Below are 13276 nucleotides of genomic sequence, written 5' to 3' on the forward strand. Positions count from 1 at the left end.
CATCATGACCCTATCTATCACCTTCTGGGGAACAGGTGATTCTATGGGGGTTCCACGCGTTTATTGCTTTTGCGCTGTCTGTGAAGAAGCGAGAGGAAGCGGACTAAATCGCCGATTCCGCTCGCTCGTCCATTTGGCGGACGAAGAATTCGGCACCATGCTCATCGACTGCGGCCCGGATTGGCGCAGCCAGATGGAGGCGGCATCGCTTAAGCAAATCGATACGCTGCTGATTACGCATGCGCATTTCGACCACATTGGTGGACTGCCGGAGTGGGCGGATATGAATAGATGGCTTGGCCGAAGAGGACGGGCGTATGCGATGCCTGATGTCATTGAAGCGATTAAGCGCCAATTCCCATGGATACCGAACCAAATTGATTTTCTTCCGATTGACGGTTTGATGCAGTTTGGCGGCTGGGAAGTGCTTACTTGGCGCGTAAATCATGGCAAGAACGGACATGCTTATGCGTTCCGTTTCGACCATGCGGCTTCGGGGCGCGCTTTCGCGTATTGCTCGGATTCGATTGCGCTTCAAGGCGAGGAGCTGGTGCCGCTCGCCGGGCTGGATCTGCTTATCCTCGGAACGAGCTTCTACAAGGAACCGTTTCCGTTTGAGTCGAGGTCGGTGTACGATGTGATAGAGGCGCTAGAGCTCATTCAGGAGCTTGGGCCTAGCAGAACGATGCTGACGCATATGTCGCATGATATTGATCTCGCACATGATTATGAGCTGCCAGACGGTGTGACTTTTGCTCGGACTGGTATGACAGTTGTCGTATAATCATGGTGGTTAGGCGAATGTCCACTTGACTTCTGAGTGGCTGGAAAGTTATAGTGAAACTAACTTTATGCAGTAAGGGGAAATTTTAATGCGGGTTATGGTTCTTAACTTCTAAATTGGATAAGACTTGAAGCCTCAAGTGCTTCAAGCGGCGTTTGGCAGAAACAACTTTTGTAGTGATTTTCTAAATTTGCGGTTTATCCGTAGGTTTATTTCATCGCGAAGTTGTCATGCTTACGCCGACCAATGAGTTAAGAACATGACAATTTCCGCCTGCTGGACGGTAAATTAGCGTGCTCTTGGAGCACGCTTTTTTCATTGTATTCAATCTGCCTAGGCGCGGGTTGAGAGTCAATGGGGATTTTCCGTCAACATGAGACAGGGATGGGAAGCGTGATGCGCTACTCGTCCCTGTTTTTTTATGTCCACAATCTAATTGACGAAGGATGGATCATTAATCATGAATAACCGCACAATGACGAAATTAGAATTCGATAAAATTAAAGCGATGCTGCTATCCTATACGGTCTCGGGTCCGGGAAAAGCACTCGCAGTGAGGCATGAACCAAGCGCGCATGCAGGTCAGGTGAGTGCATGGCTGACGGAGACTACAGAGGCTGTTCGATTGCTCGCAACCGGAGCAAGCGTGCCGATCTCGGCGATGGAGGGGATGGAAGCTTTCATGGCGCTGCTCGGCAAAGGCAAAATCTACTCCGAGCTCGAGCTTGGCAATCTGGCCGTGTGGCTTACTTCAGTCGCGCAGATGAAGAGGTATATGGCAAGCAAGCAGATGACGGCACCAACGATAAGCAGCTATGCCGATTCGATGCATGACTGCCCAGAGCTATTGCAAGAACTAGACCGTTGTATCCGGCACGGTGTGCTAACTGATCAGGCGTCGCCTGAATTAGGCGATATTCGCAGACATCTAGCTGCTGCAGAGGATCGGATTGAGCGCAAGCTGAACCAGCTGCTTGGCAAATACAAGTCCGCGCTGCAAGATCCGCTAGTCAGCAAAAGAAATGGGCATTTCGTACTTCCCGTGAAACGCGAGCTGCGCAAGCAAGTTCCGGGAACGGTGTGGGACGAATCGGCAAGCGGTCAGACCTTGTTCATTGAGCCGGTCGATGTCGCCGATCTCCAAGTAGAGTGGCAGATGTGGAAATCAGAGGAGGAGCGGGAGCGTACGGCTATATTGTCTCAGCTTTCCGATCTCGCAGAGGAACAAGGCTATAAGCTGAAATGGAATGTTGAAGCGATGGCATCGTTTGATTTCATATTCGCAAGAGGGAAGCTGGGTCGCACATATAATGGAATTGCAGCAGCAATCGCTGAGAAGCCTTATGTGCGGCTCGTTGGAGCTCGCCATCCGCTTCTAGGCGAGAAGGCTGTGCCGCTAACAGTTGAAATCGGCGGTGATTGGCGCCAGCTTATTATCACTGGCCCCAATACCGGCGGCAAGACGGTCGCGCTCAAGACGATCGGATTGTTCGCGCTTATGACGCAGTCGGGCCTGCTGATTCCGGCACAGCCTGGTACTGAACTCGGCCTCTTCCAGTCGATTCAGGCCGATGTGGGCGACGGTCAGAGCATCGAGCAGTCGCTCAGCACGTTCTCCGCGCATATGGACTGTCTCAGCGAAATGCTTCGAAGTGCGAATGCAAGATCGCTTATTCTCCTCGATGAGCTTGCAGCCGGAACGGACCCGGGCGAAGGCATTGCGCTCGCCATTTCTGTTCTTGAAGAGCTGCTGCAGCGAGGCTCGCTCGTCGCGGCTACGACACATTTTAACGAGATTAAACGATTCGCCGCTCGCACGAAAGGCTGCACGAATGCACGGATGGCGTTCGATGCAGAGACGTTGAAGCCCATCTATCAGCTGGAAGTCGGCGAGGCAGGGGACAGTTATGCACTTGCCATTGCAAGACGGTTCGGCTTGCCGGAGAAGGTTGTTCAGCGTGCCGAAGAGCGGCTGAAGGCGACAGCGCGATCTGCTGCTGCCGTTGCTGCGGGGGAATCGACAGATGCCGAGGATGAGATTGCATTAGAGGGAAAAGAGTGGAAGCTTGCGCCTGAGCGAGAGAACAAAGCGAAGCGTCCGAAAGCGCAATCGAACGAGATGCCGCAAGAAGGGGGTAAGAAACCTTTTGAAGTCGGAGATTGTGTATGGATCTATCCGCTGAAGCGAACCGGAATCGTCTATCAGCCAGCCAATGAACGCGGAGATGTCATCGTTCAAGTGCAGAAGACGAAGATGACCTTCAATCGCAAACGGCTGTCGCTCTATATTCCAAGCAAGCAGCTATATCCCGAAGGAGAATACGATATGGATATCGTGTTCGAATCGAAGGAGAACCGCAAAGTGCGTCATCAAATGAAACGCAAATATGTGCCGGGGCTTGCGATTGTCACACCTTCGGACGAAAAGGAAGGCTAGCTGCAAACAAAACAGCCAGCTCCCACGCAGCAACGCGGCGGAACTGGCTGTTTTCCATTCGCATTTAGTCCCGGCTCTCAATGACAAGCAGCAGGCCTTCTCGCAGTTCAATCGAACCTTGTTCACCATGCAGCTTATTGCTAATTCCGAGCGATTGGCCGATTTCAAGTGTTGCCTCATGTAACGGATATTGAAATCCAGTTAACGTAATGCCAACTACTTGCTCCGTTAGAGGTAGGAGTGAAATGTAGGTATAGCCTTTGTTAAGGACATTAAGTACTCCCGTAGACGCTAGCTGGATACAGTTATGTTCGTCAATAATCGCGGCGGATACGCCTTGTTGCTGAGCCATTCGAAGCAAGTGCACATTCGCGAGCGAGTGATCGAAGCGAGTCCCGAGCGCGCCGACCATTACGATCTGCTGCGGATTTCGAGACAAAGCAAGACGCCATGCAAGCTCCGTATCGGTGTAATCTTTATCAATCGGATCGTAATCATGCGTTTCATCGCTCTTCTCGCGGATGAGTGCAAGCTGCGCTTGCGTCACTGAGTCGAAATCGCCAAGCGAGATATTCGGTTTAAACCCGTTCTCTGCGAGGAAGAACGCCCCAGCATCCGCACCGATCAATAGATCGCCATCTTCAATGAGATCGAGCGCCCATTTGCCCAGACGACCACCGGTAAAAATAACGATTCGTTTAAGCTCCATTTGCTCCATCTGCCAGCCTTTCGATATAGGATCTACATTACACTGATTTCGCTTTAGCCAGTATACTTCCGATTGCCCTGCGTTGACTACCTGATATTCGGTCATAATGAATGAAGGTAATGCTTGAAGTATACGAAGACCGCGGCTACAATGAGTAAGGATTATTAATCGGGGAGACACGCGGGGGCATCATGAGATGAATATTCAGATGGACATGGATATTTTCACGGTATTCAGCATTATAGGGACGATAGCGTTCGCCGTGAGTGGAGCCATCGTTGCGATGGAAGAAGAGTATGATATTTTGGGCGTTTATGTGCTTGGGCTAGTTACTGCTTTTGGCGGAGGGGTCATTCGAAATCTGCTCATAGGCGTTCCAATTCCGACGATTTGGACGCAGGGGATGCTGCTGAAGACAGCGGTCGTCGCTATGACAGTCGCATTTTTTCTACCAGTCAAATGGCTCAAGACGTGGAAAAAGAGCGAAGCGTTCTTCGATGCCATTGGGTTATCTGCCTTTGCTATTCAAGGGGCACTGTATGCAACGAATAAGTATCCACTTAGCGCCGTGATGGTGGCAGCGATGCTGACAGGGATTGGCGGCGGTATGATCCGCGATGTGCTGGCTGGCCGAAAGCCGCTTGTGCTGCGGGACGAGATCTATGCCGTGTGGGCAATGGCGGCAGGCGCAGTCATCAGCTTGGGGTGGTTCCATACACCGGCGCAGCTGCTTATCTTGTTCGTGATCGTCATTATTTTCCGCATGCTATCTGTTCACTATAACTGGCGTTTACCGCGCCGTTCGTTGAAATATGCGCTGGCTCAATCTGTTTATACCGATGAGAAGAAAGCCGCCGCTGCAAATCAAGAGCAAGCCGAAAGGAATCAACATGATTAAAGTATTGTTTGTATGTTTAGGCAACATTTGCCGCTCGCCTATGGCGGAAGCCGTATTTCGGCATCAATTGAAGGAAAAGCATCTGGAGGATCGCATTACAGCAGATTCGGCTGGAACAGGCGATTGGCATCTTGGCAAGCCGCCTCATGAAGGTACGAGGAAGCTGCTTGACGAGTACGGCATCTCATATACAGGCATGCGCGCAAGACAGGTGCTCATACAGGATTATCAATCGTTTGATTACATCATCTGTATGGACAGCAATAATGAGCGTGATGTGCGCCAGCTGTTCGGCAGCAAGTCGGACGGTCATGCGAAGGTGTTTAAGTTTATGGATTTACTGCCAGAGCAGGCGAGTAAAGATGTGCCTGACCCGTATTACACAGGTAATTTCGAAGAGGTGTACGGACTGGTGTCCGAAGGCTGCGCGAGGCTGATCGAGCGAATCGGTGCGGAGCAAAGCGAGCTTACATAGACGGCGAAGTAGATGTAGAAGAGGACCATATTCCCGAGCAGGGAGTACGGTCCTCTTTTATTTCGTTTTCGTACCCGTTCAAGCCTCTGCGTGCAAAAAAGCACGAAGAGCATCCGGGATATGCTGCTGCCAGAAGCCCCACACATGATCGCCATTGTGCTCGCTGTACGCGATTCGAGCTCCTTTGCGCTCAAAGATCGCTTTCATCTCGCGGTTTATTGCCACGAAGTCATAGACGGTGCCGGTATCGGATTTAAATGCTGTTTCTTGCAAGCCTACGATCATAAACAGCGATAGCTGGCTTAGATCAGGAGCAAGCTCGACGATTGCGCGTGAAGCGGGATAAAAGGCGCCAGACAAGGAAATAACTTGATCGAACAAATCCGGATAGGAGAGTGCGATATGCAGACTTACAGTTCCGCCCAGCGAATCGCCTGCAAGAATACGGGCATCCTTCTCCCGTCTAGCTGGATACTTGGACTCGATATATGGAATAAGTTCATCTCCGAAGAAAGCGACATAGCCGCTATGGCGAGCGCCATTCGGAGCATATTCTGCCGTACGGTTCGCGATGTCGACCTCGACGCCTACTATAATGAACGGTTCGATTCCTTCATCGAGAATAAGCTGGTTCGCTGTAGTAGCGATACGTCCGAAGTTGAAAAATTGTTCGCCGTCCTGACAGTAGACGACAGGGTAGCTGAGCAGCTCGTTATAGCCCGGCGGGAGATAGATGCGTAGATTCCGCTGTCCTTCCGGCAAATTTTGACTAGAAATAACATCCTTCACGATCGTTCTCTTCAAATAACGTGCATCAGTCATGAATAAAACTCCTTTGCGCTTGCATGGTTTGTACGTGTTGTGGGTAAACAAAAGGGAGGCGGTTCAATGCAGTTTTTACAAGTGTTTCCTATTCTGCCTCTGTTGTATTATCCTGTACTAGTACATTGATAGTTCTGTTACATATACAATTTAGCAGGCTGATAGATGAAATGTTGCAAAATACAACGGTTTATACAGTTTTATGCTTTGACCATTTCGGTTAAACAGGTTTATAATCATTCTATAACAGAGATACTCGTTTTTTCAAATATTCAACTGAGGTGAACAATATGAGCAAGCTGCCTTACGAAGTTCAGACGGAGCCTGTAACTCCACTTTCTGTTCTGTCCCCAGAAGGAGAAATCGTCAATGAGGCGATGATGCCGAATTTGTCGGATGAGCAATTGAAAGAAATTATGTATCGTATGGTTTTCACACGCACATGGGATGAGCGTGCAGTTAACTTGGGAAGACAAGGACGTCTTGGATTCTACGCTCCTGTTTCCGGACAAGAAGCATCTATGGTCGGTAGTGAGTATGCCCTGAATAAAGATGATTTCGTTTGCCCGGGCTACCGTGATATGCCACAGATCGTATGGCACGGACTTCCGCTCTATCAAGCATTCCTATACTCCCGCGGTCATCAGCACGGCGGTCAAATTCCAGCAGATGTGCATGTATTGATGCCGCAAATCATCATCGGCGCACAAATCCTGCACGCAACAGGCGTTGCAATGGCGTTCAAGAAAAAGGGCGAGAAGCGCGTAGCGATCACTTATACAGGTGACGGCGGCTCTTCCGAGGGCGATTTCTACGAAGGCATGAACTTTGCCGGCGTGTTCAAGCTCCCAGTCATTTATGTCGTACAAAATAACGGCTATGCGATCACAACTCCGTACGCGAAGCAAACTGGCGCATTGTCCGTAGCTCATAAAGCAGTGGCTGCAGGTATCCGCGGCATTCAAATCGACGGCATGGACGTACTTGCCGTTATTAAAGCAGTACAAGAAGCAGCAGAACGCGGCCGTAATGGCGAAGGCGCGACGCTGATCGAGATGCTGACTTACCGTTTCCGTCCGCATTCCATGGCGGATGACACTTCGAAGTACCGTACGAAGGACGAAGAAGCAGAGTGGGCGCTGAAAGATCCAATCACTCGTTTCGCGAAGTTCCTGGAGAAGAAAGGTCTTTGGACCGAGGAAGATACAGCTCGTGTGAAAGAAGAAGCGAAAGCGACTGTGAACGAGCACATCAAAAAGGCAGAACAAACAGAGAAAATGACAGTGAACGGCTTGATCGACTCCATGTTCGAACATACACCGGCACACCTGGAAGCGCAAAAAGCCGATTTTCAATAATGGGATGACAACGTAAAGCAAGCTAAGGAGGAACTCGCGACAATGGCTCAGATGAATATGAAAGAAGCGATCCGCGATGCAATGCGCGTGGAGCTGAAGAATGACCCGAACGTATACGTCTTCGGTGAAGACGTCGGTAAAGTCGGCGGCGTATTCCGTGCGACTGAAGGACTTCAAGGAGAGTTCGGCGAAGACCGCGTATTTGATACGCCGCTTGCTGAATCTGCAATCGCAGGTATGGCAGTAGGTATGGGGCTTCAAGGCTTCCGTCCAATAGCGGAAATCCAATTCGTCGGCTTCATCTATGAAGCGATGGACCAAATGTTTATCCAAGCAGCGCGTATGCGTTACCGCTCCGGCGGCCGTTACAACTCGCCAATCGTATTCCGTACGCCATTCGGCGGCGGAGTTAAAGCGGCTGAGCTGCATACGGATTCGCTCGAAGGCTTGGCAATCCAAACTCCTGGTATCAAAGTAATCGTGCCTTCCAACCCGTACGATGCGAAAGGTCTGCTTGTAGCGGCAATCCGCGACAACGACCCTGTATTCTTCATGGAGCACCTGAACTTGTATCATGCATTCCGTCAAGATGTGCCTGAAGAAGCGTACACAATCGAGATCGGCAAAGCGAACGTCGTTCGTGAAGGTTCCGATGTAACGATCATCGCTTACGGCCTGATGGTTCACACTGCGGTTAAAGCAGCTGAAGAGCTCGAGAAAAGCGGCGTGAAGGCTGAGGTTATCGACCTTCGTACATTGCTTCCGCTTGATATCGAGACAATCGTTACTTCGATTAAAAAAACAAACCGTGCGATCGTTGTGCAAGAAGCACAAAAAACGTCCGGCGCAGCAGCGGAAATCATTGCTCAAATCAACGAAAACGCGATTCTTCACCTGGAAGCGCCAGTACTACGCGTAGCTGGTCCAGATACGGTGTATCCGTTCGCGCAAGTTGAAGACGCTTGGCTGCCAAATCCGGCACGGATTGTTAAGGCTGTTAATCAAGTGATGAACTTTTAATCATAGACATCAGGTTGTGAAGGAGGTCACGGAACGTGGCGAAATTCGAATATCGTTTCCCAGAGCTCGGCGAAGGACTGCATGAAGGCGAAATCGTCAAAATGCACATTACGCCGGGTGCTACGGTAACGGATGAAGATATTATCATGGAAGTGCAGAATGACAAGGCGATCGTAGAAGTTCCTTGTCCTGTGAACGGCAAAGTGCTTGAAGTGCTCGTCAAGGACGGTCAAGTATGCCACGTCGGCGATATCGTAGCGATTATCGACGCGGAAGGCGAGCTTCCTGAGCAAGCGGCACCAGCCGGCGACAGCCATAGCAATGCCGCTCCTGCGGCTGCTGCTCCAGCAGCGGCACCTGCGCCAGCACAAGCAGCGGCTCCGGCTGCACCAGCAGCTCCGGCAGCAGCGGCGGCTCCTGCGAAAGCAGCGGGCGGTCTTGTACTTGCTACACCAAGCGTGCGCAAATACGCTCGTGAGAAAGGCGTAGATATTTCAACAGTTGCGGGCTCGGGCAAGAACGGCCGCATCACTCGCGAAGATATCAACGCATTCGCAGCTGGCGGCGGCTCTGCGGCACTTGCAGCAGCAGGCGCAGCGGTAGAAGCACCTGCAGCGAGCGAAGCGAAAGCAGCAGCTAGCGCGCCAGCAACTGTCGTTGTCGGCGATCGCGTAGAAGAGCGCGTACCGTTCAAAGGCATCCGCAAAGCAATTGCGAACGCAATGGTGAAGTCGATGTACACGGCGCCTCACGTTACAATCATGGACGAAGTTGATGTAACGGCGCTTGTTGAGCTTCGCACGAAAGCGAAGCCTCTTGCAGAGAAGAAAGGCGTTAAGCTGACTTACCTGCCATTCATCGTGAAAGCACTCGTAGCGGCATGCCGTCAGTTCCCGATCATGAACGCGATGCTCGATGAAGAGAAGCAAGAGATCGTCTACAAGAAGTTCTACAACATCGGTATCGCTACAGATACAGACAACGGCTTGATCGTTCCTGTTATCCACGATGCTGACCGTAAGAATGTGTGGATGGTTGCTGATTCCATTAAAGACTTGGCGACACGCGGCCGCGACGGCAAGCTGACGCCTGCTGAGATGAAGGGCAGCACAATCAGCATTACGAACATCGGATCCGCTGGCGGTATGTTCTTTACACCAGTTATCAACTTCCCTGAAGTTGCGATTCTGGGTACTGGCCGTATTTCCGAGAAGCCGGTTGTGAAGAATGGACAAATCGTCGCTGCATCCGTAATGGCTCTTTCCCTAAGTTTTGACCACCGTCTCATCGACGGCGCAACAGCTCAAAACTTCATGAACTACATTAAACAGCTGCTTGCTGATCCGCAATTACTTGTAATGGAGGTCTAAAACGATGGTAGTAGGAGATGCTTCTCTAGATATTGATTTGCTCGTTATCGGCGCAGGCCCTGGTGGCTATGTGGCAGCAATTCGCGCGGCACAGCTTGGTCAAAGCGTGCTCGTTGTAGATAAACAATATGTTGGCGGCGTGTGCTTGAACGTAGGCTGCATCCCATCCAAGGCGCTGATTTCCGCGTCGCACCAATATGAATCCATTGGCCACGCTTCTTCTTTCGGTATCACAGCATCCGATGTGAAAGTGGAATGGAGCAAAGTGCAGGAGTTCAAGAACGGCGTCGTTAAGAAATTGACTGGCGGCGTAGGCGCCCTGCTCAAAGCAAACAAAATCCAATTCTTCAGCGGCGAAGTGATGTTCATTAACGAGAACGAAGCTCGTGTATTCAATGAACAAGAAGCACCTCGTTACCGCTTCAAGAACTGCATCATCGCAACTGGCTCGCGTCCAATCGAGCTGAAAGCTTTCCCATACAGCGGCCGCATCGTGTCTTCGACAGAAGCGCTCAGCCTGCCTGAGATTCCGAAGAGCCTTGTCGTTATCGGCGGCGGCTACATCGGCGTAGAGCTTGGCCAAATGTACGCTCGCTTCGGCACACAAGTTACTGTAATTGAAGGCTCGGATTCGATCCTGCCTGGCTTCGACAGCGACATGTCTGCACTCGTAGCGAAGAAGCTGAAAGCGTCCAAAGCGGAAATCGTAACTGGCGCACAAGCGAAGAGCGCTGTTCAAACCGAGAACGATGTTACTGTAACCTATACCGTAAAAGGCGAAGATAAGACTGTAACAGCAGATTACCTGCTCGTAACGGTTGGCCGTCGTCCGAACACGGATGGTGAGCTTGGCCTTGATATGATCGGCGTTAAAATGACTGACCGTGGCATGATCGAGGTGGATGAGCAATGCCGCACTAGCATTCCGCACATCTTCGCAATCGGCGACATCGTTGCAGGCCCGGCGCTTGCGCACAAAGCGATGTACGAAGGTCGCGTTGCTGCTGAAGCGATTGCGGGACAACCAAGCAAGATCGACTACAAGTGCATTCCGCTTGTTGTCTTCTCCGATCCTGAGCTCTCTAGCGTAGGCTATAGCGAGAAGGAAGCGAAGGAGAAAGGCTACAACGTGAAGGTTGGCAAGTTCCCGTTCAACATCAACGGACGTGCATTGTCCCTTGGCGCGAACGAAGGCTTCGTGAAGATCATTGCAGATGCGGATAACGGTCTGGTGCTTGGTGCGCAAATCGCTGGTATCGAAGCATCTAACATGATCGCAGAGCTTGGCCTTGCAATTGAAATGGGCGCAACGCTTGAAGATATCGCCCTGACGATTCATGCTCACCCAACGCTTGGCGAGATCGTACTTGACGCAGCTGAAGTTGCGCTAGGTCACCCGATCCACGCGATCTCCAAATAATAAAGCTTCATTCGATACAAGAAGAGGTCACGCCGCAGCTCACTGCAGCGGGCCTCTTTTCTACATAAATCGCATTTCCTCTCATTCATTCTATAGCAAGGTGGTGCAGCTACTTGTCAACTGAAACAGGCAGCAAATTCACGAGTGAATCCAGATCGACGATGATGCAGCTTATTTTCCCGCTCGATACGAATTATCATGGCACGATGTTCGGCGGTAAGGTGATGGAGTACATGGACAAGATCGCAGCGATTGCAAGCATGCGCCATGCACGCGGTCCTGTCGTGACTGCATCGACGGACAGCCTTGATTTTGTTGCACCGATAAAGGTTGGCGATATGATTGATGTTGAAGCATTCGTAACCTGGACGCATAAGAGCTCGATGGAGATCTACGTGAAAGTACAAACGGAGAATGTGTATACAGGCGAGCGGAAAACGGCAGTCACTGCATTCTTCACCTTCGTTGCGCTTGATGAGAACGGGAAGCCGACCAGAGTCCCGGCAATCATCCCAGAGACCGAAGAAGAGAAGCAGCTTCATGCGTCTGCGCCTGATCGCTATTCCTTAAGAATGCAGCGAAAACAGGACAGACAAAAGGGCAAATAAATGGTATAATCTTGGGATAGGTATCGTTTAGAGGAAGGGGTTTGACGTCAAGTGAGAGCTTATTTAGACTTGCTTCGCGATGTGCTTGAGAACGGTGTAGAGAAAGAAGACCGGACGGGGACTGGAACGAAGTCCGTATTCGGGCGCCAGCTTCGGTTCGATTTAAGCAAAGGCTTTCCTCTCGTTACGACAAAGCGGGTGCATATGAAATCCATTATCCATGAGCTGCTCTGGTTCTTGAAAGGCGATACTAACGTACGCTATCTGCAGGAGAACGGCGTTCGGATTTGGAATGAATGGGCGGACGAGAACGGTGATCTCGGTCCTGTTTATGGCTCGCAGTGGCGTGCTTGGGAGACGCCTGATGGCCGCACAATTGATCAGATTGCGAATGTAGTCGACTCGATCAAGCGTAATCCGGATTCCCGCCGCCATATCGTTAGCGCATGGAACGTTTCGGAGATCGATAATATGAAGCTGCCGCCGTGCCACTTCGTATTCCAATTCTATGTTGCGAATGGCAAGCTGTCCTGCATGCTGACGATGCGCTCCTCGGATACATTCCTTGGCCTGCCGTTCAACATTGCACAGTATGCGCTTCTAACGCATATGATTGCACAGCAGTGTGATTTGGAAGTCGGCGAGTTTATTTATTCCGGCGCAGATGTTCATATTTACAGCAATCATATTGAACAGGTCGAGCTACAGCTCACACGTGAGCCGTTCCCATTGCCGACGCTTCATATTAAACGGAAGCCGGATTCAATCTTTGATTATGAATACGATGATTTCGAGATTGTAAACTATCAGCATCATCCGACGATCAAAGCAGAAGTTGCGATCTAAGAAGGGACTGAGCTCTCGAACATGACAATTACGATGATCGCCGCAATGGCACGAGGCAGGGTTATTGGCGTTAATAATGGAATGCCGTGGCATTTGCCTGCCGAAATGGCTCATTTCCGCCGTACGACTCTGGGCCGGACGGTCATTATGGGTCGGAAGACGTTTGAATCATTCGGATCGCGTCCGCTCCCGAAACGCCGAAACGTTATTTTGACGAGGGGGCATGATTTCAAGCCGGAAGGCTGTGAAGTTGTTCACTCGATTGAAGAAGCCCTTACGAAGTATGGCGCCGATTCTGCGAATAACGAAGAGCTGATGATTATAGGCGGGACGGAGATTTATAAGCAGTTCCTTCCCTATGCAGACAAGCTGCTGTTGACTGAGGTGGATGCGGATGTCGCGGGAGATGCGCATTTCCCGGAATTTTCCTTAGATGACTGGTCTGTTTCGAGCCGTGAGCCATATGCGAGTGATGAGAATAATGCATATGACTTCGAGATCGTAACCTATGTAAGGAATTGAAATGACG

The 13276-nt window shown here is 50.8% G+C and carries 13 protein-coding genes; 11 read left to right on the top strand and 2 right to left on the bottom strand.

Annotation, left to right across the window (positions count from 1 at the left end; translation table 11 throughout):
* The first annotated feature begins 4 nt into the window (after positions 1-4).
* Entirely contained in the window at positions 5-784 is a 780-nt protein-coding gene (locus AC0LWF_RS04060) for an MBL fold metallo-hydrolase (RefSeq protein ID WP_474650255.1), read from the top strand.
* Positions 785-1244: 460 nt separating this feature from the next.
* Positions 1245-3221, top strand: coding sequence for an endonuclease MutS2 (locus tag AC0LWF_RS04065; RefSeq protein WP_474650256.1), 1977 nt, complete (start codon positions 1245-1247; stop codon positions 3219-3221).
* Between the two features lie 64 nt (positions 3222-3285).
* On the opposite strand, the gene AC0LWF_RS04070 is transcribed toward AC0LWF_RS04065, so the two are convergent.
* The gene (locus AC0LWF_RS04070; RefSeq protein ID WP_474650257.1) at positions 3286-3930 is read right to left on the bottom strand and encodes a thiamine diphosphokinase; all 645 of its coding nucleotides are present in this window, start codon (positions 3928-3930) and stop codon (positions 3286-3288) included.
* A gap of 214 nt (positions 3931-4144) precedes the next feature.
* Here AC0LWF_RS04070 and AC0LWF_RS04075 point away from each other — a divergent pair, with 214 nt between their 5' ends.
* Positions 4145-4828: a trimeric intracellular cation channel family protein gene (locus AC0LWF_RS04075; RefSeq protein ID WP_474650472.1), complete on the top strand. Its 684-nt coding sequence runs from the start codon at positions 4145-4147 to the stop codon at positions 4826-4828.
* On the top strand, positions 4821-5303 hold the full coding sequence (locus AC0LWF_RS04080; protein ID WP_474650258.1) for a low molecular weight protein-tyrosine-phosphatase: 483 nt from the start codon (positions 4821-4823) through the stop codon (positions 5301-5303). Before AC0LWF_RS04075 ends, AC0LWF_RS04080 begins: the two co-directional genes overlap by 8 nt.
* A 78-nt stretch (positions 5304-5381) precedes the next feature.
* Here the strand turns inward: AC0LWF_RS04080 and AC0LWF_RS04085 are convergent, their stop codons facing one another.
* Positions 5382-6125 carry an alpha/beta hydrolase gene (locus AC0LWF_RS04085; protein WP_474650259.1) on the bottom strand — a complete coding sequence of 248 codons (744 nt, stop codon included), beginning with the start codon at positions 6123-6125 and terminating at the stop codon, positions 5382-5384.
* Between the two features lie 290 nt (positions 6126-6415).
* Between AC0LWF_RS04085 and pdhA the strand changes: the two genes are divergently transcribed.
* From pdhA to AC0LWF_RS04120, 7 genes are all read left to right on the top strand, one after another.
* The gene (pdhA, locus tag AC0LWF_RS04090) at positions 6416-7483 is read left to right on the top strand and encodes a pyruvate dehydrogenase (acetyl-transferring) E1 component subunit alpha (protein WP_474650260.1); all 1068 of its coding nucleotides are present in this window, start codon (positions 6416-6418) and stop codon (positions 7481-7483) included.
* Between the two features lie 42 nt (positions 7484-7525).
* Positions 7526-8503, top strand: a complete 978-nt coding sequence (locus tag AC0LWF_RS04095) for an alpha-ketoacid dehydrogenase subunit beta (RefSeq protein ID WP_474650261.1) — start codon at positions 7526-7528, stop codon at positions 8501-8503.
* 35 nt (positions 8504-8538) lie between these two features.
* Complete coding sequence (locus tag AC0LWF_RS04100) at positions 8539-9873, top strand: dihydrolipoamide acetyltransferase family protein (RefSeq protein WP_474650262.1); 1335 nt, start codon at positions 8539-8541, stop codon at positions 9871-9873.
* A 4-nt stretch (positions 9874-9877) separates the two neighbouring features.
* Entirely contained in the window at positions 9878-11293 is a 1416-nt protein-coding gene (gene lpdA / locus AC0LWF_RS04105) for a dihydrolipoyl dehydrogenase (RefSeq protein ID WP_474650263.1), read from the top strand.
* A 161-nt stretch (positions 11294-11454) separates the two neighbouring features.
* The gene (locus tag AC0LWF_RS04110) at positions 11455-11901 is read left to right on the top strand and encodes an acyl-CoA thioesterase (RefSeq protein WP_474650473.1); all 447 of its coding nucleotides are present in this window, start codon (positions 11455-11457) and stop codon (positions 11899-11901) included.
* Positions 11902-11952: 51 nt separating this feature from the next.
* Positions 11953-12747 (top strand): thymidylate synthase, encoded by a 795-nt coding sequence (locus tag AC0LWF_RS04115; RefSeq protein ID WP_474650264.1) that lies wholly within the window; start codon positions 11953-11955, stop codon positions 12745-12747.
* Between the two features lie 21 nt (positions 12748-12768).
* A complete protein-coding gene (locus AC0LWF_RS04120) occupies positions 12769-13269 on the top strand; it encodes a dihydrofolate reductase (RefSeq protein WP_474650265.1) in 501 nt (166 codons plus the stop codon).
* Positions 13270-13276: the final 7 nt, after the last annotated feature.

It is taken from the genome of Paenibacillus sp. sgz302114, assembly GCF_056120345.1.

Bases quoted from the DNA above. Each gene is read 5' to 3' on its own strand.
- AC0LWF_RS04060 (WP_474650255.1), top strand. From the start codon at position 5: ATGACCCTATCTATCACCTTCTGGGGAACAGGTGATTCTATGGGGGTT.
- AC0LWF_RS04065 (WP_474650256.1), top strand. From the start codon at position 1,245: ATGAATAACCGCACAATGACGAAATTAGAATTCGATAAAATTAAAGCG.
- AC0LWF_RS04070 (WP_474650257.1), bottom strand. From the start codon at position 3,930: ATGGAGCTTAAACGAATCGTTATTTTTACCGGTGGTCGTCTGGGCAAA.
- AC0LWF_RS04075 (WP_474650472.1), top strand. From the start codon at position 4,145: ATGGATATTTTCACGGTATTCAGCATTATAGGGACGATAGCGTTCGCC.
- AC0LWF_RS04080 (WP_474650258.1), top strand. From the start codon at position 4,821: ATGATTAAAGTATTGTTTGTATGTTTAGGCAACATTTGCCGCTCGCCT.
- AC0LWF_RS04085 (WP_474650259.1), bottom strand. From the start codon at position 6,125: ATGACTGATGCACGTTATTTGAAGAGAACGATCGTGAAGGATGTTATT.
- pdhA (WP_474650260.1), top strand. From the start codon at position 6,416: ATGAGCAAGCTGCCTTACGAAGTTCAGACGGAGCCTGTAACTCCACTT.
- AC0LWF_RS04095 (WP_474650261.1), top strand. From the start codon at position 7,526: ATGGCTCAGATGAATATGAAAGAAGCGATCCGCGATGCAATGCGCGTG.
- lpdA (WP_474650263.1), top strand. From the start codon at position 9,878: ATGGTAGTAGGAGATGCTTCTCTAGATATTGATTTGCTCGTTATCGGC.
- AC0LWF_RS04110 (WP_474650473.1), top strand. From the start codon at position 11,455: ATGATGCAGCTTATTTTCCCGCTCGATACGAATTATCATGGCACGATG.
- AC0LWF_RS04120 (WP_474650265.1), top strand. From the start codon at position 12,769: ATGACAATTACGATGATCGCCGCAATGGCACGAGGCAGGGTTATTGGC.